The sequence below is a fragment of the Agarivorans sp. QJM3NY_30 genome, from assembly GCF_050870855.2.
GTDB lineage: Bacteria > Pseudomonadota > Gammaproteobacteria > Enterobacterales > Celerinatantimonadaceae > Agarivorans.
In genome coordinates this window covers 4,957,306-4,980,883 of the sequence record NZ_CP194038.2, presented here as the reverse complement: position 1 = coordinate 4,980,883, position 23,578 = coordinate 4,957,306, and the positions used below count along the sequence as shown (strand labels likewise).

General features: G+C 43.6%; 23 protein-coding genes. 14 read left to right on the top strand and 9 right to left on the bottom strand.

The features are described from left to right. The first annotated feature begins 4 nt into the window (after positions 1-4). The 3 genes from ACRRSX_RS22675 (at position 5) to ACRRSX_RS22665 (ending at position 2,665) form a co-directional block, all read left to right on the top strand. On the top strand, positions 5-994 hold the full coding sequence (locus ACRRSX_RS22675) for a glutathione S-transferase family protein (protein ID WP_432455326.1): 990 nt from the start codon (positions 5-7) through the stop codon (positions 992-994). Between the two features lie 70 nt (positions 995-1,064). After that, positions 1,065-2,060: an ABC transporter substrate-binding protein gene (locus ACRRSX_RS22670; protein ID WP_432455327.1), complete on the top strand. Its 996-nt coding sequence runs from the start codon at positions 1,065-1,067 to the stop codon at positions 2,058-2,060. A 107-nt stretch (positions 2,061-2,167) separates the two neighbouring features. Beyond that, the gene (locus tag ACRRSX_RS22665) at positions 2,168-2,665 is read left to right on the top strand and encodes a DUF1456 family protein (RefSeq protein ID WP_432455328.1); all 498 of its coding nucleotides are present in this window, start codon (positions 2,168-2,170) and stop codon (positions 2,663-2,665) included. A 67-nt stretch (positions 2,666-2,732) separates the two neighbouring features. On the opposite strand, the gene ACRRSX_RS22660 is transcribed toward ACRRSX_RS22665, so the two are convergent. Then, positions 2,733-4,094: an MFS transporter gene (locus ACRRSX_RS22660; protein WP_432455329.1), complete on the bottom strand. Its 1,362-nt coding sequence runs from the start codon at positions 4,092-4,094 to the stop codon at positions 2,733-2,735. Positions 4,095-4,532: 438 nt separating this feature from the next. Between ACRRSX_RS22660 and ACRRSX_RS22655 the strand changes: the two genes are divergently transcribed. Both ACRRSX_RS22655 and glmS read left to right on the top strand, forming a co-directional pair. Then, positions 4,533-5,297, top strand: coding sequence for a DeoR/GlpR family DNA-binding transcription regulator (locus tag ACRRSX_RS22655; protein WP_432455330.1), 765 nt, complete (start codon positions 4,533-4,535; stop codon positions 5,295-5,297). A gap of 22 nt (positions 5,298-5,319) precedes the next feature. Then, positions 5,320-7,152 (top strand): glutamine--fructose-6-phosphate transaminase (isomerizing), encoded by a 1,833-nt coding sequence (gene glmS, locus ACRRSX_RS22650; RefSeq protein WP_432455331.1) that lies wholly within the window; start codon positions 5,320-5,322, stop codon positions 7,150-7,152. A 398-nt stretch (positions 7,153-7,550) separates the two neighbouring features. Here the strand turns inward: glmS and ACRRSX_RS22645 are convergent, their stop codons facing one another. From ACRRSX_RS22645 to ACRRSX_RS22635, 3 genes are read right to left on the bottom strand one after another with little or no spacing between them, the layout of a single operon-like run. Continuing rightward, on the bottom strand, positions 7,551-7,811 hold the full coding sequence (locus ACRRSX_RS22645; RefSeq protein ID WP_432456121.1) for a tyrosine-type recombinase/integrase: 261 nt from the start codon (positions 7,809-7,811) through the stop codon (positions 7,551-7,553). Between the two features lie 43 nt (positions 7,812-7,854). Beyond that, positions 7,855-8,190: a phage integrase N-terminal SAM-like domain-containing protein gene (locus tag ACRRSX_RS22640; RefSeq protein ID WP_432455332.1), complete on the bottom strand. Its 336-nt coding sequence runs from the start codon at positions 8,188-8,190 to the stop codon at positions 7,855-7,857. Positions 8,191-8,224: 34 nt separating this feature from the next. Beyond that, positions 8,225-9,454 carry an ISL3 family transposase gene (locus ACRRSX_RS22635; protein ID WP_432452351.1) on the bottom strand — a complete coding sequence of 410 codons (1,230 nt, stop codon included), beginning with the start codon at positions 9,452-9,454 and terminating at the stop codon, positions 8,225-8,227. A gap of 321 nt (positions 9,455-9,775) precedes the next feature. Here ACRRSX_RS22635 and ACRRSX_RS22630 point away from each other — a divergent pair, with 321 nt between their 5' ends. After that, positions 9,776-10,444 carry a hypothetical protein gene (locus ACRRSX_RS22630; protein ID WP_432455333.1) on the top strand — a complete coding sequence of 223 codons (669 nt, stop codon included), beginning with the start codon at positions 9,776-9,778 and terminating at the stop codon, positions 10,442-10,444. A 404-nt stretch (positions 10,445-10,848) separates the two neighbouring features. Here the strand turns inward: ACRRSX_RS22630 and ACRRSX_RS22625 are convergent, their stop codons facing one another. After that, entirely contained in the window at positions 10,849-12,003 is a 1,155-nt protein-coding gene (locus tag ACRRSX_RS22625; protein ID WP_432455334.1) for an IS110 family transposase, read from the bottom strand. 124 nt (positions 12,004-12,127) lie between these two features. Between ACRRSX_RS22625 and ACRRSX_RS22620 the strand changes: the two genes are divergently transcribed. Further along, positions 12,128-12,523 carry a DUF3465 domain-containing protein gene (locus ACRRSX_RS22620; protein ID WP_432455335.1) on the top strand — a complete coding sequence of 132 codons (396 nt, stop codon included), beginning with the start codon at positions 12,128-12,130 and terminating at the stop codon, positions 12,521-12,523. 264 nt (positions 12,524-12,787) lie between these two features. On the opposite strand, the gene ACRRSX_RS22615 is transcribed toward ACRRSX_RS22620, so the two are convergent. The 3 genes from ACRRSX_RS22615 to ACRRSX_RS22605 form a co-directional block, all read right to left on the bottom strand. Beyond that, positions 12,788-13,828 carry an IS91 family transposase gene (locus ACRRSX_RS22615; protein WP_432451860.1) on the bottom strand — a complete coding sequence of 347 codons (1,041 nt, stop codon included), beginning with the start codon at positions 13,826-13,828 and terminating at the stop codon, positions 12,788-12,790. A gap of 2 nt (positions 13,829-13,830) precedes the next feature. Then, the gene (locus ACRRSX_RS22610; protein WP_432454067.1) at positions 13,831-14,712 is read right to left on the bottom strand and encodes a site-specific integrase; all 882 of its coding nucleotides are present in this window, start codon (positions 14,710-14,712) and stop codon (positions 13,831-13,833) included. A 124-nt stretch (positions 14,713-14,836) separates the two neighbouring features. Continuing rightward, positions 14,837-15,787 carry an IS110 family transposase gene (locus ACRRSX_RS22605; protein WP_432452353.1) on the bottom strand — a complete coding sequence of 317 codons (951 nt, stop codon included), beginning with the start codon at positions 15,785-15,787 and terminating at the stop codon, positions 14,837-14,839. A gap of 862 nt (positions 15,788-16,649) precedes the next feature. Here ACRRSX_RS22605 and ACRRSX_RS22600 point away from each other — a divergent pair. From ACRRSX_RS22600 to ACRRSX_RS22575, 6 genes are all read left to right on the top strand, one after another. Then, positions 16,650-17,387 carry a glucose 1-dehydrogenase gene (locus tag ACRRSX_RS22600; protein WP_432455336.1) on the top strand — a complete coding sequence of 246 codons (738 nt, stop codon included), beginning with the start codon at positions 16,650-16,652 and terminating at the stop codon, positions 17,385-17,387. Positions 17,388-17,617: 230 nt separating this feature from the next. Further along, complete coding sequence (locus tag ACRRSX_RS22595) at positions 17,618-18,772, top strand: MFS transporter (RefSeq protein ID WP_439022892.1); 1,155 nt, start codon at positions 17,618-17,620, stop codon at positions 18,770-18,772. A 133-nt stretch (positions 18,773-18,905) separates the two neighbouring features. Then, positions 18,906-19,112, top strand: a complete 207-nt coding sequence (locus tag ACRRSX_RS22590; protein WP_432455338.1) for a hypothetical protein — start codon at positions 18,906-18,908, stop codon at positions 19,110-19,112. Positions 19,113-19,339: 227 nt separating this feature from the next. Next, on the top strand, positions 19,340-19,690 hold the full coding sequence (locus tag ACRRSX_RS22585) for a hypothetical protein (protein WP_432455339.1): 351 nt from the start codon (positions 19,340-19,342) through the stop codon (positions 19,688-19,690). A gap of 152 nt (positions 19,691-19,842) precedes the next feature. Further along, positions 19,843-20,631, top strand: a complete 789-nt coding sequence (locus tag ACRRSX_RS22580) for a DUF2971 domain-containing protein (RefSeq protein WP_432455340.1) — start codon at positions 19,843-19,845, stop codon at positions 20,629-20,631. Between the two features lie 167 nt (positions 20,632-20,798). Further along, a complete protein-coding gene (locus ACRRSX_RS22575) occupies positions 20,799-21,377 on the top strand; it encodes an HD domain-containing protein (protein WP_432455341.1) in 579 nt (192 codons plus the stop codon). A 193-nt stretch (positions 21,378-21,570) separates the two neighbouring features. Here ACRRSX_RS22575 and ACRRSX_RS22570 read toward each other — a convergent pair whose 3' ends face one another. Then, positions 21,571-21,741 (bottom strand): hypothetical protein, encoded by a 171-nt coding sequence (locus ACRRSX_RS22570; RefSeq protein ID WP_432455342.1) that lies wholly within the window; start codon positions 21,739-21,741, stop codon positions 21,571-21,573. Positions 21,742-22,222: 481 nt separating this feature from the next. Between ACRRSX_RS22570 and ACRRSX_RS22565 the strand changes: the two genes are divergently transcribed. Next, entirely contained in the window at positions 22,223-23,578 is a 1,356-nt protein-coding gene (locus tag ACRRSX_RS22565) for a GGDEF domain-containing protein (RefSeq protein ID WP_432455343.1), read from the top strand.

Sequence of the window (23,578 nt, the reverse complement as noted above, 5' to 3'; positions counted from 1 at the left end):
GGGTATGGGTTTATTGGTTGACGGTGAATGGCAAGATCAGTGGTACGACACGGCGAAGCATCAAGGACGCTTTCAGCGCAGTGAAGCTCAGTTTCGCCATTGGGTTACCGCCGATGGTTCCGCAGGCCCGACTGGAGAGGCGGGTTTTAAAGCCGAAGTGGGCCGTTATCATTTGTATGTGTCTTTGGCTTGTCCTTGGGCGAATCGGACTTTAATTTTTCGTAAGCTTAAGGGACTGGAAGAATTCATCGATTATTCGGTGGTACATTGGTACATGGCTGAAAATGGCTGGACCTTCGCTGAGGGCGAAGGGGTGGTGAAAGACCCGCTTCATCATGCTGAATTTATGCATCAAATCTATACTGCTGCCGCTCCAGATTACTCGGGGCGAGTCACCGTGCCAGTGCTCTGGGACAAACAGCGGCAAACCATAGTGTCTAATGAATCGGCGGACATTATTCGTATGTTTAATTCTGCTTTTGATTCACTCGGCGCTAAACTCGGTGATTACTATCCGCAAGCATTGCGCGAAGACATCGACGCACTTAATCTACGGATTTATGAGACGGTGAATAATGGCGTTTATCGGGCTGGTTTTGCCACCAGCCAAGCGGCTTACGAAGAGGCTGTGGTCCCCTTATTTGCAAGTTTAGATTTTTTAGAGCAGGTCTTGAGCGCTCAGCGTTATTTGTTGGGTTCTGAATTAACCGAGGCGGATTGGCGTTTATTTACCACCTTGATCCGCTTTGATGCGGTCTATGTCGGGCACTTTAAATGTAATTTAAGGCGCATAGCCGACTATCCTCATTTGCATGCTTACATGCTGGATTTGTATCAAATGGAAGGTATTCGTGAGACCATCAATTTAGCGCATATTAAGCAACACTATTATCAGAGTCATCGGATGATTAACCCAACAGGGGTGGTGCCGAAAGGACCTGATTTGGGTTTAGACCAGCCGCATGGGCGAGAACAGCTAACGCTCATTCCGTGATATACCACTGAGGCGCTTGCAGGGGCATTGGTTATACTGTAAGCACTTCATCATTTAGTTAAGTTGGCTCGTGAACAAACTTTACGCTCGATTATTCTGCATCATGGCGCTATTTTGCTGTTGGACGATTCAAGCAAAACCAAAAATCTTGGTGATTGAAAGCTATCAGCAGCAAGAATTATGGGACAGCCAGTATATCGCGGGTTTGAAATCGCTGCTCGCAGCCGATTATCAGCTCGAATATTTTCAAATGAATACCAAAAATTTACCCGAAAAACAGCATCGCGGTCGAGGTGAAATCGCTTGGCAATATTATTTGGATGTACGGCCTGAACTCGTCATTCTAGGTGACGATGAAGCCCTGCAATATCTGGGTCCTCGTTTTGCCAAAACAAAACTACCAGTGGTTTATTTGGGAATTAATCATAGCCCTCGTACCTACCATGTTGATCGGCGAGTGAATATCACAGGTGTATTAGAACGACCATTGCTTGAACCGTCGGTGGCAATGATTAGTCAGTTATTAGCCAGTAAAGCTAAGCGTGTATTATTATTGTTTGACGACAGTCACGCGTCAAAAATTATTCAGCAAGAGCTCTTTGCAAATCAAACAAGCATGCAGGTGGCGGGTGTCGAACTGGAATTGCGCTTGCTTAATCATTGGCAAGCTTGGCAAGCAAACGTTGAAAGCATGCAACAACAGGGCTTTGATGCGGTAATTTTTGGCTCGCTTGAGGGGATCCGTGATAGTGCCAATCAATATGTGACCACCGAACAAGTGTTAACTTGGTCAGTGGCTCATTCACCAGTGCCTCCCTTTAGTTTTTGGGATTTTGCCGTTGGTGAAAATAAAGCCATTGGCGGTCTGGTGGTGGATGGTTTTGAACAAGGGCGCTTAGCTGCGGGCTTAGCGAAAACAATACTTGAAGGAGAGCCTGTGGTTCCCCGCAGTTTAGGTCCGCTTACGGCCGCCAAAGGACGTTATTTATTTAGTCGCTCACAGTTGGCTCGTTATCAAATTCAACTGCCTGAAGCCATTGAGAGCAAGGCAAACTATGTTGACTAAACGCAATAATAAGCTTTGAGAGAGTATCTACTTTAACGCCATTGAAGTAGAATTCTGCAGATTTTTCGCCCTCGGCTTGCCGTTTTTGTTTGATTTAGGATGTTTACATGACTAATAACGATATTCTTCGTCGCCTTCGCTATTGTTTTAACTTGAATGATAACAAGATGATTGCCATTTTTGCTCAAGCTGATGTTGAAGTGAGTCGCGCTGAAGTGAGTGACTGGCTCAAGAAAGACGATGATCCGGCTTATAAAAATTGCACCGATAAAACTTTGGCAACGTTTCTGAATGGTTTTATTAACGAGCGACGGGGCAAGCGGGAAGGGGCTCAGCCAGAGCCTGAAAAACGTTTAAATAACAATCAGATATTAATGAAGCTAAAAATAGCTTTAAATTTAAAAGCGGAAGATATGTTAGCGGTATTAGGCTTAACTGGGTTTCAGTTGGGTAAACATGAATTGAGCGCCTTTTTCCGCAAGCCTGATCATAAACATTATCGTCTTTGTAAAGATCAGGTGATGCGCAATTTTTTACACGGTTTGCAGCTTAAATACCGAGCAGAGCCAGAGGAATCGCCAGATTTTGAATGGGATGCTGAATAGCTCATCCGGCATGTAAAAAGCCGAGCGCATGCTCGGCTTTTTGGTGTTTAATTAAACCTCACCCTGTTTAGGCTGGCTGTGCTGTTGCTGTGTTTGAGTCTGGTTCGCTAACCAAGCTGGGGTCATCTTGATCATTGATGGTGAGAGTGATTACAGCGGCGATAGCCATTGACGCGCCCCCTAATACCAAGGCCATCATCGAATCTCCGCCAAATATTTCACGGGTAATATAGCCTAACAAGCCAGCGGCTAAAATTTGCGGGATAACGATGAAGAAGTTAAATACTCCCATGAAGAAACCCATTTTTTTGCTTGGTAACGAACCGGCTAAGATGGCATAAGGCATACAAAGGATGCTGGCCCAGGCGAAACCAATACCGACCATATTTAACAGTAACATCTTTGGATCGGCGATAAAGTGCATGCCAGCTAAACTAATACCACCAATCAATAAGCAAACGGCATGAACAAATTTTCGACTAGTTCGATGAGCCAACCAAGGCAATGCAAAAGCGGCAAGGGCGCTAATACCGTTATACATCGCAAAACATAAGCCTACCCAGTCAGCTCCTTCGTTATATAAGCTTGAAGCAGTATCGTTGGTGCCGTAGATACTACTGGTGACTGCCGAGGTGGTATAGATCCACATTGCAAACAAGGCAAACCACGAGAAAAATTGAACGATAGCTAGGCGGCGCATGGTCGCTGGCATTTTTTTTAGGTCGGCGATAACGGTAGCGAATCCTGAACGATTCTCTGGTTCAGCTTCTTCTGGGGAGGGTTCAAAGCGTTCCATCTCTTGTGGGCTATATTCTTTGGTTTTAAACACCGTCCATAATACTGCGCAAAGGAATACGGCTGCACCGGCATAAAATGAAATTTTAACCGAAGGCGGGATCATACCTTCCGGTGCGGTATTGGCGATACCAAGCCAATTCGACAGCATGTAAGGCATGGCTGAGGCAATTACTGAACCGACACCAATGAAGAAGGTTTGTACTGCAAAACCCTGGGTGCGCTGTTCCGAGGGGAGATTATCTGCGACTAAGGCACGGAAAGGTTCCATTGAAATATTGATTGACGCATCGAGGATCCACAACATGCCCGCTGCAATCCAAAGATGAGGAGAGTTGGGCATAACCAATAGCGCTATGGACGACATAATCGCACCCACCAAGAAATACGGACGGCGGCGACCTAGTCCGTTCCAGGTGCGGTCACTCATATAGCCAATAATAGGCTGGACCAATAAACCAGTCACTGGCGCTGCCAGCCACAAAATAGGTATTTGATCGATGCTTGCACCAAGCGTTTCGAAAATTCGACTGACATTGGCATTTTGTAAACCAAAGCCAAATTGAATACCAAGAAATCCGAAACTCATGTTCCAGATCTGCCAAAAACGTAATTTGGGTTTGTTTGTGTTCATCGCGATGCTTATTCGTTGGGGAGAGTTTATCTGACCTTGATGATCAGCCGCTTAATTGGGGTGATTTTCACAGTAAAAGCTTTTCTTTTCCACGATAACTGCGTGACACCGATCACAGTATTGCCTGAAAGCGTTACCAAGCTCACAAAAATGCTTATTTACGTTAGTGCTTGTTAAATTGCTGTATGGCGTGCGCAAATTTTTTGTGATCTTTGGATTGAAAAATAATCTTGGTTAGGGGATGTCTATGCCCGAGGTTCATTATTCTTGCTTGGGAATAGAGTCGCTGGACTGGTATTTACGGTCAGCCCAGCTACGCTTTTTATATGATTAAAGTTGCAGTTTTCGCAATCAAGCTTGTCTATATTTACGACAAGGGTTGATCTTAAGTTTCACTTAAATATAATATCTTTCGATTCGAAACTTAAGTCGAAAGATATGATCAAAAGAAATACTCAACAACGACGTCGTTTAATATTGGAAAGGCTGACCGAGCAAGGTGAGGTGAAGGTTGACGAACTTGCTCAGTTTTGTGCAACTTCAGAAGTGACCATCCGAAAAGATTTGGCGAGCTTAGAAGCAAATGGTTTGTTATTGCGACGCTACGGCGGTGCGGTACCGATCCCTAGCGAGTTAATTCATGAGCATGGTGATGAGCTAATTTCTGCTCAAAAACAAGCTATTGCTAAGTCTGCGGCGGGTTTAATTCGAGATCATAATCGTATCATTATCGATAGTGGTAGCACGACCGCTGCACTGTTACCTGAGTTATCAGATAAAGAAGGTTTAGTGGTGATGACCAATTCTTTAAGCATTGCTGCTGCGCTGCGCGAGTTGGAAAACGAACCTACACTTTTGATGACCGGAGGAACTTGGGACCGTCATTCAGAGGCATTTCAAGGGCAGGTCGCGGAGCAGGTCTTAAGGGCCTACGATTTTGATCAATTGTTTATTGGTGCAGATGGGATCGACGTACTGCGGGGTTCAACTACCTTTAATGAGCTGGTGGGTCTTAGCCAAGTGATGGCAGAGGTTGCTCGTGAAGTCGTGGTCTTAGTCGAATCGAATAAAGTAGGCAGAAAAATTCACAATCTAGAGTTGGCTTGGTCAAATATTTCAACTTTAGTTACAGACAATCAGCTAGAAACCAAAGTTGCAGAGCAAATACGGGCTCAAGGCGTCAACTTGGTGATAGCACCATAGTATCTATCACAAGGACATAAATATGTGTGGAATTGTAGGAGCTGTTGCTCAACGAGATGTTGCCGATATTTTAGTGGAAGGTTTACGTCGTTTGGAATATCGCGGATATGATTCATCTGGTGTTGCAACGTTGACTCCCGATGGCGTATTAAGCCGAGTGCGCTGTTTAGGCAAGGTGCAAGAATTAGCCGATGCCTTAGTCAAATCCCCAGTATTGGGCGGCACTGGCATCGCTCATACCCGTTGGGCGACTCATGGCGAGCCAAGCGAACGCAATGCTCACCCGCATGTTTCATGTGAAACCATTGCGGTGGTACATAACGGTATTATTGAAAACCATGAGCCGCTGCGCGAACAACTCCAGGCGAAAGGCTATCTATTTTCTTCTGAAACGGATACCGAGGTGATTGCTCACCTAGTGGAGCATAAATTAAAGCATCACCAAAGTTTGTTAGAGGCGGTTCAGTCTGCAGTGGCGGAGCTGGAAGGCGCTTACGGGATGGTGATTATGGATAAACGCGACCCCTCTCGTTTGGTGGTCGCTCGTTCTGGCAGTCCTTTGGTGATTGGTTATGGGGTGGGTGAAAACTTTATTGCTTCCGATCAATTAGCCTTGTTACCCGTCACTCGCCGTTTTAGCTTCCTAGAAGAAGGTGATGTTGCCGAAGTGACACGTCATTCGGTGACTATTTTTGATGCCAATGGTCAATCGGTTGAGCGCGAAGTTACCGAGTCAACCGCGGCACACGATGCCGGTGATAAAGGTCAATACCGTCACTACATGCTTAAAGAAACTTATGAGCAACCGATTGCTATTCAGCGAACCTTAGAAGGTCGCTTAAAAGCGGGTAAGGTGCTCGACAGCGCCTTTGGTGAAAAAGCCGCTGCTATTTTGCCGAGCATTGAGCATGTGCAAATTATTGCCTGTGGAACCTCTTATAATTCGGGCATGGTGGCTCGTTATTGGTTTGAAGAGTTGGCTGGCATTCCTTGTAATGTTGAGATCGCTTCAGAGTTTCGTTATCGCAAGTCCTGCACTCCGAAAAATAGCTTGTTAGTCACTTTGTCGCAAAGTGGTGAAACGGCCGATACCTTAGCGGCGCTGCGTCTGGCGAAAGAGCAAGGCTATACCGCCAGCTTAACGATTTGTAATGTGGAAGGCTCATCATTAGTACGTGAATCCGACATGGCCTACATCATGAAAGCGGGTGCCGAAATTGGAGTCGCTTCCACTAAAGCCTTTACCGTGCAATTGGCGGGTTTATTGATGTTGGTAGCAGCCATTGGTCGTAATCAAGGGCTAAGTGCAGAAATGGAGCAGCGGATCGTGAGTGCTTTGTTGGCTTTACCCGCGAAAATCGAGCAAGCTTTAACTTTAGATGGTGCGATTGAAGAATTGGCCGAAGACTTTGCCGACAAACATCATAGTTTGTTCCTCGGCCGCGGAACTCAATATCCGATAGCCATGGAAGGTGCGTTGAAGTTAAAAGAAATTTCTTACATTCACGCCGAAGCATACGCGGCGGGTGAGCTTAAACACGGCCCCTTAGCCCTGATTGATGCAGAAATGCCAATTATTGTGGTGGCGCCGAACAATGAGTTATTAGAAAAACTTAAATCTAATGTTGAAGAAGTTCGGGCTCGAGGTGGCATTTTATATGTATTTGCCGATAAAGACGCTAAGTTTAGCAGCGATGAAACCATGCGGGTGATTAATGTGCCTCACGTTGATGAGCTGATCGCGCCTATTGTTTACACCATTCCGATGCAGCTCTTGTCTTATCATGTCGCATTGATTAAAGGCACCGATGTAGACCAACCACGTAACTTGGCCAAGTCGGTCACTGTGGAATAGCGACTCGGCGGTGATGGTTCAAGCTGTCGGCGGACCATAAAGTCTCGCACCAAGTATTAAAGTGTCATATTAAAATGGCAGCGCTCACGATGTGGACGTTGCCATTTCTAAAACGTTTTTGCCCCGTTCTGTGTTAGCAACGGGGTAAAAGCTTTCGCCTACGGCGACGTCATTAAGCTTCAACGAGCAAAGCTTAGCTAAGCAAAAAGAAAGCTCGCCCTGCATCTTCTTAAACCCTGCGTTGCTCATTCTCAAGGGCGTTGAAGTAAACACTACGCTCAAACAGACTTCAACTTTGCTCCCTTGTTCATTTGCGCGACTCGGCGAAGATGATGGGATTTAAAAGCGTAATCTTGGCTATCGAGAGTGTGAAAGATTTTTGTTTTTAGAATGGATGTCTAGTTTATTATTCGGGCTAACGCGTAAGGCATCGTCGTTCCAGCATAATGTAGACTCATATCGTGAGCAAAAACACTTTTGCTCAGGAGAATGTTATCGCGAAGCTTTGGGATCAAGTTAGGGGGTAACAAAGTCACGCGATCTTTATTTCCTTTGCCTTGCCGTACGGTGATTGTATTTTGATCAAAATCTAAGTCTTTAATCCGTAATCTCAAGCATTCACTGAGTCTTAGTCCCGAACCGTAAAGCAGTGAAGCCATGATCTGATAATCCGCGGGTAAATTCGCAATCACTTGGCTCACTTCAGCTCGAGTAAAAACTACGGGAATGTTGACTTGTTTTTTTCGCGCGTTTCGCCTGAATTCCAATCATTTCGATACGTAGTACTTTGTTATAGAGAAACATTAAGGCATTAAATGCGATGTTTTGAGTCGCCGGAGCGACTTGCCTATCGACCGCTAGATGAGTTAGAAATCGTTCAATATCAGCAGCTCCGAGCTTTGCTGGGTGCTGCTTGTGATTAAAATACAAAAAACGTTTTATCCAATGCCAATAGGTTTGCTCGGTGCGAATACTGTAATGGTGCTGATAAATCGTATTTCTAAATCGCTGCTGGAGCCGCAATGGTGTGTTTGACATGTTGCGCACTTTTTGTCTGTATACATATGGCTCTTCACCGTTCTTGGTGGAAAGTCATATCAAGCCCTCCAAAGTGAAATAAAATAGCTCGCTTAAAGCGTTCTTTATTTCTAAAACCCATCGAACGTATTTTTAGGCGCTGAATGTTTCCATTTATCGCTTCCGCTAAGCCATTTGATACCTTATAACGCATCGCATTGATGATGCCCTTTAAGTGCGTTTTCACGGTTTCTGCTGCTGTCATCATCGGCCTGATTTGACTGACCTTTATGAGTGCCAACCAATCATTCCAAGCCGCTTTGGCGTTAGCTGCATCGCCATACCAAATGGCTCTTGCTTGCTCTTTGAATATCCAGCTCAAGCCAGTATTTTGCATCATTTTGGCCAGCGCATTCACTCTTTCTCTCAATGTCCCATGTAGGTGGCTGTTTCGTTTTAACCATCCATACCGTGTTTGGTGGCACTCTCTTTTTAAATGCTGGGGCAACGCCATGAGTTCGCTTTTTCTCACTTCATTCACCGCTTTAGTGAGCACCTTTGCGATATGAAAATGGTCTATGGCTATCATTTGCTTAGCCCGCTCACCGAAGTAGTCATATGCTGCGTTTATATATGCTCTGCTCATGTCCATCGATATGGAACGTGTAACCATTGTTGACTCAGGGGGCAATGCCTTAAAGCAAGCAGATAGGCTCATGCCTGTTCGACCGTCTTCAACCGATATCACCTGACCATCACTATTGGATAATACCGTGACATAGTCATGGCCTTTCTTAAATGCCGTTTCATCGACCAACAGGTCTTGGTAGTTGATGGTGGTTCTGGCTGTCAGACCGCGTTGAACGGCTCGTGCCATAATACGGTCGATGGCTCCCCAGCTAAGCCGATAGGTTTTACTCACCGCGTATAAGGAACTGACTTTAAGCATCTCTATAACGCGAGCCTCAAACAGCTCTGTGTAGCGACTGTTACTTGTCGCCCAAGGCACTTGAAGTGTTTGCACTCCATGCTCTGGGCAATCAGCTCGAGGGACTTCAGCCTCAATACGTGTTTCAAACTGACAGGTATCTAAATGTCGCCAAACCCGCCGCCGAGTATCGTGTCGACGAACAGCCTTACCGCAAGAGGGGCAAGCCGTTAATGAAGCTCGGTCATAGTCAACGCGTACGGTGATGGTTTGGGTTGACTCATTGAGTTCAACAGATGAAACAGCCCAAGGATGAGTTAATCCAAGAATGGATTGATAAAGCGTCGTGTCTTGCATGGTCGCGAGGTATTCATGAACGTTTACTTATTATCTCGCTCATTAATGTTTGTTGAAAGTGTTTCCACTACATTCGGTGAAGAGCCATACATATACAGTATTTTTAGTTTCGTTTGCGTCATTTGTCAAAGTAATCAATGATAGAAATGGATCGATGATTGATTGATTCCGAGTAAAAAACTAAGGTAGACAATGGGTTAATATCAAATCATAAATTGATGAGCGAACGTGATGAAGATCATGTTTTTTGTGATAGGACGCGCGCTCATTGAATGGGATAGACCGCACGTGCGGCCTACTTAGCGTTATATGGATTTCAGAATGCACGAGTTCGAGTTTGGGTTATTAATATTAATACCTGCTTCTTTATTGAGTGGTCTTTTTTGCGCTAAATTAGCTTCAAATAAAGGTAAAAGTATATCAGTGTGGGCTTTCATAGGTTCTATTATGGGCCCTTTAGCAGTTCCTTTTGTCATCTTGCAAAAGAAAGGCTTATCTACACAGACAGATGAAAAAATAAAACGAGGTTTTGTATATAAATTATTACTTATAGATATCACTATTGTTTTTTTATTAGAGTTTTTTACTCTTTTTATTTTGTTTGCTGCAATTTTTACTGGTGAAATGTTTGTAGACCAACTAAGTCAGGTTCAGCTTGTTCAATTAGTTTTTTCTTTTCTCGTAGTGGTTTTTTCTATTATTGCTTTCCTTAATAGATTAAAAAATCCAGTCTTGTTCTTTTATATGGTTCTGTTTCTATATTCCTTTAACTATGCTTCTGGAGTTTTAAACTGGGAGCCGTCAACTTATGAAGCTGACAATTTAAAGTTGGCTATGAGTAAACTTATAATGTTATTTATTTCAATTAGATGTGTCTTTTGGCCACTATATGCCTATGTACAGCTCAAAAAACAAGGTGCTTCTTTAGCTCCTAAAGAGACTGAAATAAATAAACGACAAGATCCAGTTTTCTCAAGCATTGTGGAATAATCCATATAACAAGAAATTAAACAAGGACAAAAAACAGTTGGCTTTTGCTCCTTCGTCGCTTATTTTAGCCAACAAATTTTTGCCTGTTAATTAGGCGTTGATATGACCCCCACAGTCAATATAAAGCGCAGAAATTTCGACTCTTACATTTGAGAGCCTACTACTTGTTTTGGGTATAGTGTTACCGCATAGATGAAGCAAGTAACTTCGTCGGTTCTCATGCTGATATGCGTGGATTACTCACTATTTGATGAGTAGAGCCAACCTTACTTATTTCGTCGTGGCACCTGGCTTCAGTCTATGCTCGAGGTTCAATAAAGCCTGCGCTTTACTGCCATCCTAACGCCGTCGGTGGTTGTGCCACACCCGATGCTTCATCCAATGCGATAACACTAATTCTTGGCTCATGCGGGCAATCTCGAGATACGTGTTCTAGGGTCAACGATACTCACAACGACCTCTCTGGCGATTGTCCAGATATACGCGATCATTTCTCGAGCTATTGCTGCCACAACAATGTTTCGGTGCTTTCCTTGTTGGAGTAAACGTTGATAACGACGACATAATCGTTGTTGTGCGTGCCAAGCAATATCGACAACTTCTTTAGGTAGCCCTTCTTGTCGCCGTTGTAATTCAGTAGAAATATTAGCTTTGTGTTTATAGGAATGAGCGCCTTCAATGAGCAGGCGTCTTGCTCGACCATTCCCACATTTGGTTAGACTGCCTCGTCGTGTTTTATTTCCACTTGAGTTTTCACTCGGCACTAAACCGAGGTAAGCCATCAATTTTCTTGGGTGATCGAATCGTCTCAAGTCTCCAAGTTCTGCGATGGTTCCTAATGCGACGAGTAGACGAACCCCGCGCATGGCTTGAATCGCTTTCACAACGGGATAGTATCGCCAATTTTTAACTTGATGGAGCAGCTCATTGTCGAGACGTTGTAAGCGTTGAATTCTCTCGCTGATAGTCATGATCATTTCTTGTAAGACGCTCTGTTGGCTATGGTGTGGCAATATAAGCTCGGTTAACCAACGAAGGTGTTGTTTCGACCAATTGTCTTTCACCTTGGCTTGTATGTTGTTGCGTAGTAAGAATCCTTTGAGCTGAAACTTTGCATCTTTTAAATCTTTCATTGCAGTTTCTCTGGCTCTGGATAAGTCGCGTATCGCCTCGTCTTCTGCTTCAGGAACATAGATAGGAGTGAGTTCTTCTGCCTTGAAGTGTTTTGCAAGCTTGGCTGCATCACGCATGTCAGTCTTAATTCTATCTCCAGGTTTTTTAGGGATAAGTGATGGCGCAACGACGTAACAGCAATGCCCAAGACTTGTGAGCAGGCGATAGGTCCAATATCCACAAGGTCCTGCTTCGTAGACGAAATGTAACGTAGCTTTTGGATACTTGGATTGCAGTTGTTGAGCCAGTTTGATGAGCGCCGATTTGTTCGATTTAATCCGGCCTAAGTGCTCAGGTTTAGCCCCACGATGTTCTTGTAATACAGCCACTTGTATAAAGGACTTATGCGTATCTAAGCCAATAAAAATTATGTTATCGTTATTCATGCTAGCCTCCAGCTTTAGTTGTTAACACACTAAGTATGGCTCTGGCTTCGCGCTAACCCTCGACAATGGAGGCTAGCACCTCGTGGGGGTCATTATGTCTATAAAGCTGGGGAAGGTTTGGCATATGCGTAAATTATTTAAATCCATATTTGTCGTATTTGTTTTACTGCAATCTATTAATCTTGTTGAAGCTGCGTCAGTAAAATCAGCCTATGAAAACCATCAAAGCGATGTACAGGTTAAAGGAAGTGGGACGGTAATTCGTATATTAAAAGATGATAATGAAGGTTCGCGTCATCAAAAATTTATTCTAAAGTTGCCATCAGGCCAAACGATTCTAATTGCTCATAACATTGATCTTGCTCCCAGAATCGATTCAATATCTAAAGGTGATCAGGTTCAATTTTATGGTGAATATGAATGGAATGAAAAAGGTGGTGTAGTTCACTGGACTCATTATGACCCTAATGGTCGTCATGTTGACGGTTGGTTAAAGCATAATGGCAGTACGTATAAATAGCTTTATAACAAATAAGAATAGGTGTCGCGTAGCCGCCACCTTATTCGGGTGTTGAACAAGCCCGATGCTCCCTTCTATAGTAAATAACGGTATTGATGTTGGCGGGGCCAAGGCCTTGTTACTTTTTACAAGGCGAGTTTGGCTAAGACTGGGTGAATGGCGTTAAGCCTTTACCTGTCATACATGATGCTAAGCTGTTATTTTTTTTATGTATTCATCCTCATGTTAAGCCCTGCCATTCTCCTTATCCTGTTCGCCTTTCGGCTAGCTCGTTCGACTCACGCCTGTGCAGTGCATGGGGTGCTGGCAGCAAGGGCATGGCCGGGTCGCGCTGTGCTTGTCGGTTTGGAGCGCGGCGAGGTTCACGCGTTGCGGCACTCGCAGGAGTAACTGAATGCGCCGCAATATGTGTTTGGCGTTGCCCCGTAAAAAACCATAATCTCTCACCCGCTGTAATCCCTTGGGCAATACATGCGCCAAGATAAGCCTTAAGAACCTTAAGGTAGGCAAGGTGCGGATTTTGGTGGTGTGGCTTTGGCTATCTAGATACCTAAAACTCACTTGGTCGTTATTGGTACTGATGATGTCGTTATCGGATAAGATCCCGCGATACAAGTAGCGAGATAAGTACTGTAGCGCGGGCAGCCCAAAACCTACGTTGCGACAATCGACCACCCATTTGGTGGGGATATGCGGGGGCAACTTGATGTTTGGGTGTTGATTGAGCGCATCTAGCATTCTCCCTCGCCATACCTTGGCCAGCGCAAAGGCGTTAAACAAGTACTTCTTGTTGCAGTGATGCCACTGCTGCTTCGCACGGTGATAGCGCCCACCGGCCACCAATACATGTAAGTGGGGATGCAGGTTACGCTGGCGGCTATGGGTATGCAGTACGGCGGTAAACCCTAATTCCCCCTGGTTCTGGCGTTTGGCAAAGTCCTTTAACAGGCTTGATACCACCTTGAACATGATTTGGTATAAGGCTTTAGGCTGCACGCGGGCTAAAGCCCTTAGCTCATGAGGCAGGGTGAAGGTCACCATAAAGTAAGTCGTGGGTAGCAGCTTGTGTTGTTGGCGAGTTAACCAGCCAGTGGTGCAATGGTGTTGGCACTGCGGGCAATGCCTATGGCCGCAAGACAGCGTCAATTGGTCTTGATGCGGGCAATGTTCACACTGCCAAAGGCTGTGACCTTGTTGCTCAGTTTTACAACGCAGCATGGCATACATTGCCCGTTTAGCATCCGCCCTTAAAAGCGGTGCAAGCTCGGCCTCATGTTGGTGAAGTAAATCAATAAAGGTGCTCATGGTTACGGCCACATGAGTGTGAGAGAGTCAGTGAGTTTATTCACTGCCTTTACGGCATCTAATTGCTTCACTTGGGTCAACTGGGTATAACGTGCAGTGGTATTTAAACTGGCGTGTCCCAGCAAGTGTTGCAAGGAGCGTAAATCCAAGCCTTGTTCAAGCAGATGGGTGGCATAACAATGGCGCAGCGAATGCGGGCTAATAGGTTTATGAATACCGCAATCGCGCAATACCCGCTTCAAGGCTTTTTGTACGCCGCCTTTATCCATAGGCACATCCACCTGTTTACCTTGGCGTGGAAACAGCAGACGAGCATGGCGATGGCTTTGCCAATGGTGACGTAAAACCTGAAGGGTGCGACGCGGCATGGGCACGAAGCGGTCTTTGCCGCCTTTAGCATCCCGCACATGGATTTGCATGGCCTGACTATCAATATCATGAATACTTAAGTGTAAGCCCTCGCTCAATCGCAGCCCCATGGAATACAACACCAAGAAGAAGACTTGATAGCGCGGTTGCGACGTCATGCTTATCACTAAGCCGACTTGCGCAGGGCTTAAGATATCGGGTAAGCGCTTCACTTGAGGAGGCTTCACAATGTTTAGCCACTGCCATTGTTTCTCGAGGGTGTAGCGATAAAAAAATTGCAAGCCATTGCGGTCTAGCTTCACGGTGCTCCAAGAATGGCTGCGAATCAGTTGAGCAAAATAGGCCTTTAAATCAGCGGTGCTTAAGGTATCGGGGGAGCGGTCAAAGTGGGCAGAAATCCGACGTACCGCACGCGAGTACGCATCAATGGTGGCTGGTCGTTTCCCTTGTAAGGTTAAATTGGTAAGGTGTTGTTTATATAAAACATGATAACGATGTTGTTGGGTAGGGTTCATGCTGCATACTCCGGTTCATCACGACCGATTGGCCGTGTCACATTGAGTATGAGATATCAGGTGCTATGCACTCTGCCGCAGAGCGGCTTCGTTCAACAAACGACTATGGTGTCAATAAGTTAGATTAAATTATTTTTGCATCCCATAAGGCGCCATCTCGTAGCATTGAGTTTAGGATGGTTACCATCTTTCTTACGCATGCAATGATGGCTACTTTTTTAGGTTTCCCTTCAGCTAAAAGCCTCTGATATGTGCTCTTAAAAATGGGGTTACATTGGATGGCTGACATCATGGCCATGTATAAAACGGTTCTTACTTGAGCTCGTCCCCCTTGAATTTTTCTGAGCCCTTTATAGCGGCCACTTTCTCGGTTCATTGGGGCCACTCCGACGAGAGATGAGGCTTGTTTATTGGTTATTAACCCTAACTCTGGAAGGTTACTAATGATAGACGCCGCTGCAATTTTCCCTATTCCTGGCATGCTTTGTAATATCTCATTCTTGGCTTGATACTCAGGGTTACTTTCAATTAGCTTGATAATCTTGCTTTCAATTTTCTCTATCTGATTTTTAAACGCAGTTAAAATAGGTTTAATCGTCAGAATGAGTTGCGAGGGCATAATTTTCATGCGATTTTTTTCCATTGTTTGCATCGAAAGAAGCTGGTTTCTTCGGATGACTAAATCTGCCATGAGTCGCATAGAATCTGGCTTTAGTGTCGTTAAATTGGGCTTTATAGCTTCGGCGTAGTGCGCGATAAGTTTTGCGTCAAGTTTGTCTGTTTTAGCCCTCTGCCCGATAGCGCCTGCAAAACGTCTTACATGAACAGGGTTGGCTATTACATACGGTAGTTTGGCATTGTGACAAGCTATAATAAAAGGCATTTCTAATCGACCTGTAGCTTCAATCACGACTCGTAATGGCGTGTGTTTTTGAATGATTTTTATGGCTTGCTTGATACCTTTATCATCGTTGGAGACAGTGAAGAAAATGTCGAGGGGTCTAATATAAACATCAAGTTGTTCTTTACCTGTATCGACACCGACGTTAATACATTTATTTGTTACTGTATTCATAATAAGCTGACTCTATATTGCGTAATACGGGTTCTAGACCCTGTAGACTATTCGAGTGTGGTGCTTGGAGTTCCACTTAATGCTCACGTTTGTTATCGGCCTTTGAAAGGAGCCTTAAGAATATCGAGCTATTAAATAGAAGCTTAAGTTGCTGCTTAAGCCTGAGTCTCACTTTACTCATATTTCTTAATAATTATCCATACAAATAAGAATAGGTGTCGCGTAGCCGCCACCTTATTCGGGTGTTGAACAAGCCCGATGCTCCTTTCTATAGTAAATAACGCTGTTGATGCTGGCGAGCCCAAGGCGAGTTTGGCTAAGACGGGGTGAATGGCGTTAAGCCCTGCCATTCTCCTTATACTGTTCGCCTTTTGGCTAGCTCGTTCGGCTAATGCCTGTGCAGTGCATGGGGGGTTGGCAACAAGGGCATGGTCGAGTGGCGCTGTGGTTGTCGGTTTGGAGTGCGGCGAGCGCGTAGCTGACACCTTGGTCTCCTTACAAAAGAATAAACTATTGAAACACTCACCCCAACTCGCTTGATTGCAGCTTTCAATGGCCGTTTTTATCACTTGTTCAATGTTTTGATTTTGTGCGATATACCTTTTGATACGCCAGTTGAGCAAAAGTGTGCATGTAACAGTCTGAAATAAAAAGTTTTATTTGGTGGCTAATATTCAAGCAGTATTTTTGGGGGCTGGGGATTTTGCGCATCCTGAGTGCTTTAGTCCAGAGGGTTAATAGGATTTTTTTTGGCGATATTTACTCAATCAAACCAAGCTAGCGTATTTACTTTATGAAATTTCCGATGGATGATGAGGGCATTCTCTACACCAGAGCGTAAAAATTCATAAGGAGTATTTGCATGAATAAAGTTGTCATTGTCACTGGCGGTGGTCGAGGAATTGGAGCGGCTACCTCAAAGTTATTGGCCGCAAAAGGATATCAAGTTTGTGTAAACTATCTTGCAAATGCTCAAGCTGCGGAAGCAGTGGTTTGTGAAATAAGAGAGTTAGGTGGTTCAGCATTTTCGTTTCAAGCGGATGTTTCCAATGAAAGTGATGTCATCTCTTTATTTGACGCAACGGAGAAAGCGTTTGGCCCTGTGACTCATTTAGTCAATAACGCAGGCGTTTTGTTTTCGCAAATGACTTTCTCTGAGATTGATCTAGAACGATTCAATAAAGTGATGATGTCTAATGTGACTAGCTGCTTTCTTTGTTCTCGTGAGTTTATTAGGCGCATAGACCCTATAGCGACAGGTTCTATCGTTAATGTTTCATCTGCCGCTTCTCGAAGTGGCGCTCCATTTGAGTACGTCGATTATGCGACATCGAAAGGTGCAATGGATTCTTTGACTAAAGGTCTTTCATTGGAATTAGCTCCAAAGGGGATCCGAGTTAATTCGGTAAGACCTGGTTTTATCTATACCGACATGCATGCCGATGGCGGTGAGCCAAATAGAGTTGAGCGTTTGTCTCCCCAGATTCCTTTGCAACGGGGTGGCACCCCTGATGAAGTCGCCAATGCAATTGTCTGGTTACTATCTGATGAAGCTTCTTATGTTACCGGTTCTTTTATCGATTTGGCTGGTGGGAGATAGCCAATAATCAAACATTAAGAGTGATTTCCAAGGCTTGGTGTCTCTGTTCAAGCTTGGGTTTTATGTTTTTGGTTCAATGATTTCGCTTCGACGCTAGCGGCGCTCATTTCTTCAGGTAAATTCAATTCATTGAGGGTTTTGTCATTCACAAGTTTTTATCTGCGATATCGATTTATCGCGGTTTACCGAGAAATATATATTACTTGGCGATAGCGAGGATGATTCTAGGAATGGGTAATTTCATTATTCCGTTTTTAGTCTTACTACTAACTGACAAGCTAGGTTATTCAGTCACAGTCGCAGGCTCCCTTGCGATGGGTGTTACAGGAACTTATCTTTTGGGTAGCTTTTTAGGTGGGAAGTTATCAGATATCCTGGGTCATAAACGGGTCATGGTTGTCGGTGAGTTGATAGGGGCTCTGTTACTTATTTACTGTGGTTTCGTTTCTGATTCTCCCGTTTTAGTCCCTGCATTTTTGTGCGGTGCTTACTTCTTTATTGGCTTGGCATTACCAGCCAGTAACGCTTTGGTTGCCGACCTTTCTCATGTTAAGAATCGTGATGCGGTGATGTCACTGAGCTACCTTGCATATAATTTTGGCTCTGCTTTAGGCCCTATCATCGCAGGGTACTTATTCTGGAAGCATACTGAGTGGATATTTTTTGGTAATGGTTTGGCTGCATTATTTGGCGTTTTGATTATTGCCATTTTTATTCAAGTGCAACCAGAAACGGAAGCGACAAACGAAAGTGAGTTAGAGCAAGCGGTTTCGGGCTCAGTTTGGACCGTTCTGCAAGCAAGACCACGACTATTATTTTTCACCTTTCTTTGCGGTCTGCTGTGTTACTCACTTAACCAAATGACGATGGCAAGCCCATTATATTTGAGTCATATTTTTGGAGAAACGGGCCCCGTTTTATTTGGACAGTTAATGACTTATGCGTGTGTATTGGTTGTACTTATTACCCCGCTATTAATGAAATTAACTTCCAGTAAGACAGAAACAATTAGCTTGGCATATGCAGGTTTAATGTTTGCATTCGGGTATTTGCTTGTCATGTTGTATCCAACAATTCCGATACACTTTTTAGCGTGGTTATTTTTATCCGCCGGAGAAGTTTTGCTGTCGACGAAAGAAGGGGTATATCTCGCGAATAACTCTCCATCTAGTCACCGGGGGAGAATTCAGGGGGTACTTGTGACGCTCAGAAATGTTTTGTTGATGCCAAGTTTTATTGTGATCGGCTATTTAATTGATAATTATGGTTATCGTTTTACTTGGTTCAGTGTGATCGCTATTTCTATATTTGCAGCGATTGGGTTTTACTTTATGAATGCCAACAACAGCAAACAGGCATCGCTGGTTATTGAAAAATACTCATAACAAGGCAATAAAATTAGAATTTTACCAATAGCGGTCTGTATAACGAGTTAGCGGCATATCTACTGCATTAAATTATCAAGTGATTATCAGTCGATTTGTTGGATAGATGCATCATGTGCTAAGGAGGCATTCAGTGGTTGAAAGGGTTAATGACCAAGGTTTACCTCAAGTTGCAGGTCCTTATGTTGATGCGACTAAACATAATAAAACGTTTTATATATCGGGGCTTACTGTTTATGGAACTAAGGATCAATCATTTGATATGAGTGGGCAACGTTCGGACATTCTTGGTCAGGAGTCAGCGATCCTTGAGTATGAACGGCGGTCAAAAATTGATTGAGTAAAACTCACCATCTTGGTTCGCAAATTAGCTTGTTACCCTCAATTCGAGAACAACGATGTCACTTCTATGAAGGTTATCTGCCTGTTCTCTTGTGGGTTAATTCATCCCGACTTACAAATAGAAGTAGCGGCCGTCGTAGCGCTGTAGATAAGAACATAAAAAGATGCTTAACAGTGATGTGTCATGTTTGGTATTTTCGATTTTAATTTACGTTAGGGACTTAATTGAAAATTATATATTGGAAGCGACTTCAAAAAATAGCTGCAATCTACATGATTATTGTTGCTGGTTTATTTGCGTTAGACTTGGCGATACTGGGTTTTGTTGAATATGGCGTGAAGACTACCGAATATGTCGGATGTTATGCCTATGACGCGATGCTTATTGGCTTCGAATGCCAAGGATTTGTCGGCTTTAAGCTATTTGCACTGGCTCTAAATTTCCCTTGGTATCATTTATACATGCCGTTTTGGGTTATTTTTAAGCCGGTAGCGTTGTTAGCGGTGATCGCAATGTGGTTGCTTCCTGTCATATTTGTTATATCGACGGTTCAATTGGCGCGTCGCAGAACCTAGCGAGAGTGTTCAAAGGGAGGTAAATTTTTGGCTGTCGCTCATTGTTCGATGATGGCGTTTCATTATTTAAAATAACGTTTTGCTTCACTCCACAATGATTGCCAAGCATTTTTGTCTGCTTAAGTGGACGTTAATTTCTAAGGAAACACTGCGTGTTAATTCGATATCTCAGCAAAGAAAAATTTGAGTGGTTGCTCTCCGATCATGGTTTGTATATTGGGTCTGCTGCTGGTCAAAGTGATCCCAAAGAAGGTCTATATGATAGCTCGACAATCACTAAAGCAGTGAAACATAGAATGGGGGATGTTAACCAAGATCTTTTTAGTCGCCTCGACGACCTGAATGAAAATCTAATGCAGCTAAATAGAAAAGATAACTATCTTTCATCTTGGTACGCCGGTGTCACTGAAACAGCAGAAATGTGGAATGAATATGGTTCTGATGGCGTTGCTCTCATTAGCGACGAGCAGCTTCTTATTCGTTTGCTACCGGAACCTATTACAAATGCTTCAAGTTTTTATGAGATAGCATATAGCGATCAGAAAAAATCAATTGCAATGAATGAACCTCTAAAGTTTAAAGAAGAAAAATATCGGCATGAAAAAGAGTTCAGGTTAGTTGTTGATATGAATCAGTATTCTAAGCTGACTGGATTTGATCGAGAGCAATTTGGGACTGTATACGCAGATGGCAAACCATCATATGAGAACGACTTATTCACGTGCTGTATGAGTGAACAAGGGAAGCGGCAAAGCCACCGCGTCATCAAAACAAAGGGCGATGGTTATGTAATAGCCTATGACTTGAACCGAATAATCAAGCAGATAAGGTTGCATCCATCCGCCTCTAAAGACGATTTTTTAAAAGTTGAAGAACGCCTAAAACAGGCTCAATTAGATGTGACAGTCCAAGTCTCAACATTACGCACTATTGAACGCTAAGTAAGAGGCTTCGCGGGCTGTGTTGTTCTTTCGATTCAGCAGACACTTTATTTAAATAAGCGAAGGCCTTGATATACGCTTCCCCGTTATTTCGCAGCATATGATCCCCGTCGCGTCATGAATAGTTACGAGAACACGGCTTTAGATTTTCCTTCCCGGAGTATGAGATGAGTGATATTCAAAAAGTACTGGACTTCATTGTCGAAATTGAAAAGTTAAAAGATGTACATCGAAAAACACGCCCCGTTGGTCTTGAACGATATGAAAACTCAGCAGAACATTCTTGGCATGTCTGTCTTGCGGCTTTAATGCTGAAAGATTCTGCGAATCAGCCTGTGAATATCGATCGTGTTATCAAGATGCTATTGATCCATGATTTGGGTGAAGTAGATGCCGGTGACACCATTATTTACGCAAGTGAAACACCAGAACTCAAAAAGAAAGAACAAGCGGGTTTGGCGCGCATTTTTGCTTTGCTTCCTGAAGGACAAGCGGAACAATATGTATCTTTATGGCTTGAATTTGAAGCTGGGGAAACCGCCGATTCTAAATTTGCGAAAGCAATTGATCGTGTGCCACCGCTGCTTCATAACTTACACGGTGACGGACATAGTTGGAAAGAAAATAAGGTCCCTAAAGAAAAAGTTTTCGCTGTGAATCGTCGAATTGCTGAAGGTAGTCAGTCGCTTTGGTCATTACTCGAAAAGAAACTCAATCAAGCCGTGGAAGAGGGGATTTTAAAATAGCAATCAAACAAGATACTTGAGCGGAAAATACCATTGCCTTGATGCTGCAGATGCTTTGTTTAAATAAAATGAGGTCTTCCCCGTGCATCCCATGATCAGTGCTTATTGGTCAATAAGGACTTTCCAGCGTAGTGAGCCTCAGGGGTATTTGAACTCAGGACGAGCACTATAAGCTGAAACGTCTTACACATTTTTACTTGGCGCTTATCCGCGATTGTGTACACCACTGCGCCAGTATTTTGATGGCATTTTCCACATCCGCGTTCCAACCAAAGCCAGCATTGAGGCGAAAACAGTGATCATAGCGATGGTCGGTGGAAAAAATATGCCCTGGTGCAATCCCAATCCCTTGCTTGCGTGCCATAATGAATAATTCTCTTACATTGAGCGACTGCGGCGACGGTGGGTCGCGGCTGGCACCGAACTAGCCGGTTTAAATTACGCTGAGAGTTGGCTTGTTTGCTTCTTTAAGCAAATATCGCTTAAGCTTCCTTCCAAAGAGAAAAGTCGGAGTTACTTGTCTGCAATGACTTTGTGGCCCCTTAACGCAGCACTTCTTCGTGATCCTGTTGAGCCTTGTATTCCACAAAATTTGCTTTCATTAGCATTGAGTTGCTCAAAAAACCATCGTTGAGACGTTTCCCTCTTAAGGTCAACAAAAAGTCATCGAGGTGTAGAAGCTTATCTTTACAGTCTACACTGAAATATCTTATCGAGTTTGTGGGCATTTGTGGGGGGGTTTGGTGTAAAGTCGGCCTTTGCTTTTAGATGACCAAATAATAAAGCGCGTCATTTATGCGAATTTACCCTATTTATGCGCTCTTTTTAACGGAAATGCTTAAGTTATGTTGCCATTCAATTTTATCAACGCATCCATAAGTAAAAAGATTAGCAGCCTGTTTGCCTTGCTATTGTCGTTTTTACTGGTGGTGATTATTTATTCAATATATAAATTAAACCTGATTGATAGTGAAATGAAGGAAGTCGCTTATGTTGATATTCCTTTGAATGAAATTATGAGTGAAATTGAAATGTTGCAATTAGAGCAACATATTCTATTAGAGAAATTCGAGTTAAGAGAACAGCGTAAAAGTGAAGATTTTTCGATAGAGCAGCAGTTTACTTATCAAAAAAAGCAGTTTAAGTCCTTGTTGGATAAAGCGGTTAAGGTGATTGCCAACAGCTTGTCTACGCACGAAATAAGATACGATCTGATGGCCCATCAACAACTAATGGCGAAGATCGAGGTCTATCATCAAAAGAGTGATCTTTTTGAGCAGGTGTTGCAGTCGCTCTCATCCTCGCCGCTCCACAGTGCTGCAAAGTTGAAGCAGTTGGAAGATATGGCGAATGACTTAGAAGCCGGAGTGACGTCGATTTTAGAGCGGATTGAAACGATGACTCTTGAAGCCGGTCGTTATACCGAAAAACACGAACAAGAATTTAAATTAGTGAATGTTGCTTTAGGCTGTTGTGCGTTAATTTTGGGCCTTATTCTTACCACTTATATCATCAGACTATTCCACTATCGTATTGTTCGCATTAAGCAGCAAATACAGACTTTCGAATCATCTTTAAGTGATGAAGAACGTAGTCTAGAGAAAGAAGGGTTGCGTTCATCTCAGGATGAGTTGGTTGAGTTAGAGCAAGAGTTAAAGTTGATGATGCGGCGTTTAACTAAAGAAATCACCAATCGAGAGCAAGTTGAGCAACAGTTGCTTGTGTTGGCTACGCAGGATAAGTTGACGGGTGCTTATAATCGACATAAATGGGATGAACAGCTACAGGTACAGCTCAATTTGGCAAAACGAGGTGGTCAATTTAGTTTGATCTTGTTGGATATCGATTTCTTTAAGTTGATTAATGATCAACATGGTCATCAAGTGGGCGATCAAGTGCTGATTCATATGGTGGCCGCGTTGAAGGAAAGACTTAGAAATGTGGATCAATTGTTTCGGCTGGGTGGCGAAGAATTTGCAATTCTATTGCCCCTACAAGATGCGGCAGCAGCGACCCATTTGGCTGAAGTATTAAGAGAGATGATAGAACAAATTAATCATGAAGACCTACCTCGCTATACCATTAGTATTGGGGTGACAGAGTATCTTAAGAATGACAATGAAGAGTCGATCATTAAACGAGTCGATAAAGCGCTGTATCGGGCCAAGTCAGAAGGTCGCAACCGCGTATACACCGACTAA

What these genes read in the sequence shown, in the direction of transcription:
- ACRRSX_RS22675 (WP_432455326.1), top strand. Translation starts at nt 5, where the DNA reads ATGGGTTTATTGGTTGACGGTGAATGGCAAGATCAGTGGTACGACACG.
- ACRRSX_RS22665 (WP_432455328.1), top strand. Translation starts at nt 2,168, where the DNA reads ATGACTAATAACGATATTCTTCGTCGCCTTCGCTATTGTTTTAACTTG.
- ACRRSX_RS22660 (WP_432455329.1), bottom strand. Translation starts at nt 4,094, where the DNA reads ATGAACACAAACAAACCCAAATTACGTTTTTGGCAGATCTGGAACATG.
- ACRRSX_RS22655 (WP_432455330.1), top strand. Translation starts at nt 4,533, where the DNA reads ATGATCAAAAGAAATACTCAACAACGACGTCGTTTAATATTGGAAAGG.
- glmS (WP_432455331.1), top strand. Translation starts at nt 5,320, where the DNA reads ATGTGTGGAATTGTAGGAGCTGTTGCTCAACGAGATGTTGCCGATATT.
- ACRRSX_RS22645 (WP_432456121.1), bottom strand. Translation starts at nt 7,811, where the DNA reads ATGGCTTCACTGCTTTACGGTTCGGGACTAAGACTCAGTGAATGCTTG.
- ACRRSX_RS22640 (WP_432455332.1), bottom strand. Translation starts at nt 8,190, where the DNA reads ATGTCAAACACACCATTGCGGCTCCAGCAGCGATTTAGAAATACGATT.
- ACRRSX_RS22635 (WP_432452351.1), bottom strand. Translation starts at nt 9,454, where the DNA reads ATGCAAGACACGACGCTTTATCAATCCATTCTTGGATTAACTCATCCT.
- ACRRSX_RS22630 (WP_432455333.1), top strand. Translation starts at nt 9,776, where the DNA reads ATGCACGAGTTCGAGTTTGGGTTATTAATATTAATACCTGCTTCTTTA.
- ACRRSX_RS22625 (WP_432455334.1), bottom strand. Translation starts at nt 12,003, where the DNA reads ATGAATAACGATAACATAATTTTTATTGGCTTAGATACGCATAAGTCC.
- ACRRSX_RS22620 (WP_432455335.1), top strand. Translation starts at nt 12,128, where the DNA reads ATGCGTAAATTATTTAAATCCATATTTGTCGTATTTGTTTTACTGCAA.
- ACRRSX_RS22615 (WP_432451860.1), bottom strand. Translation starts at nt 13,828, where the DNA reads ATGAGCACCTTTATTGATTTACTTCACCAACATGAGGCCGAGCTTGCA.
- ACRRSX_RS22610 (WP_432454067.1), bottom strand. Translation starts at nt 14,712, where the DNA reads ATGAACCCTACCCAACAACATCGTTATCATGTTTTATATAAACAACAC.
- ACRRSX_RS22605 (WP_432452353.1), bottom strand. Translation starts at nt 15,787, where the DNA reads ATGAATACAGTAACAAATAAATGTATTAACGTCGGTGTCGATACAGGT.
- ACRRSX_RS22600 (WP_432455336.1), top strand. Translation starts at nt 16,650, where the DNA reads ATGAATAAAGTTGTCATTGTCACTGGCGGTGGTCGAGGAATTGGAGCG.
- ACRRSX_RS22595 (WP_439022892.1), top strand. Translation starts at nt 17,618, where the DNA reads ATGGGTAATTTCATTATTCCGTTTTTAGTCTTACTACTAACTGACAAG.
- ACRRSX_RS22575 (WP_432455341.1), top strand. Translation starts at nt 20,799, where the DNA reads ATGAGTGATATTCAAAAAGTACTGGACTTCATTGTCGAAATTGAAAAG.
- ACRRSX_RS22570 (WP_432455342.1), bottom strand. Translation starts at nt 21,741, where the DNA reads ATGGCACGCAAGCAAGGGATTGGGATTGCACCAGGGCATATTTTTTCC.
- ACRRSX_RS22565 (WP_432455343.1), top strand. Translation starts at nt 22,223, where the DNA reads ATGTTGCCATTCAATTTTATCAACGCATCCATAAGTAAAAAGATTAGC.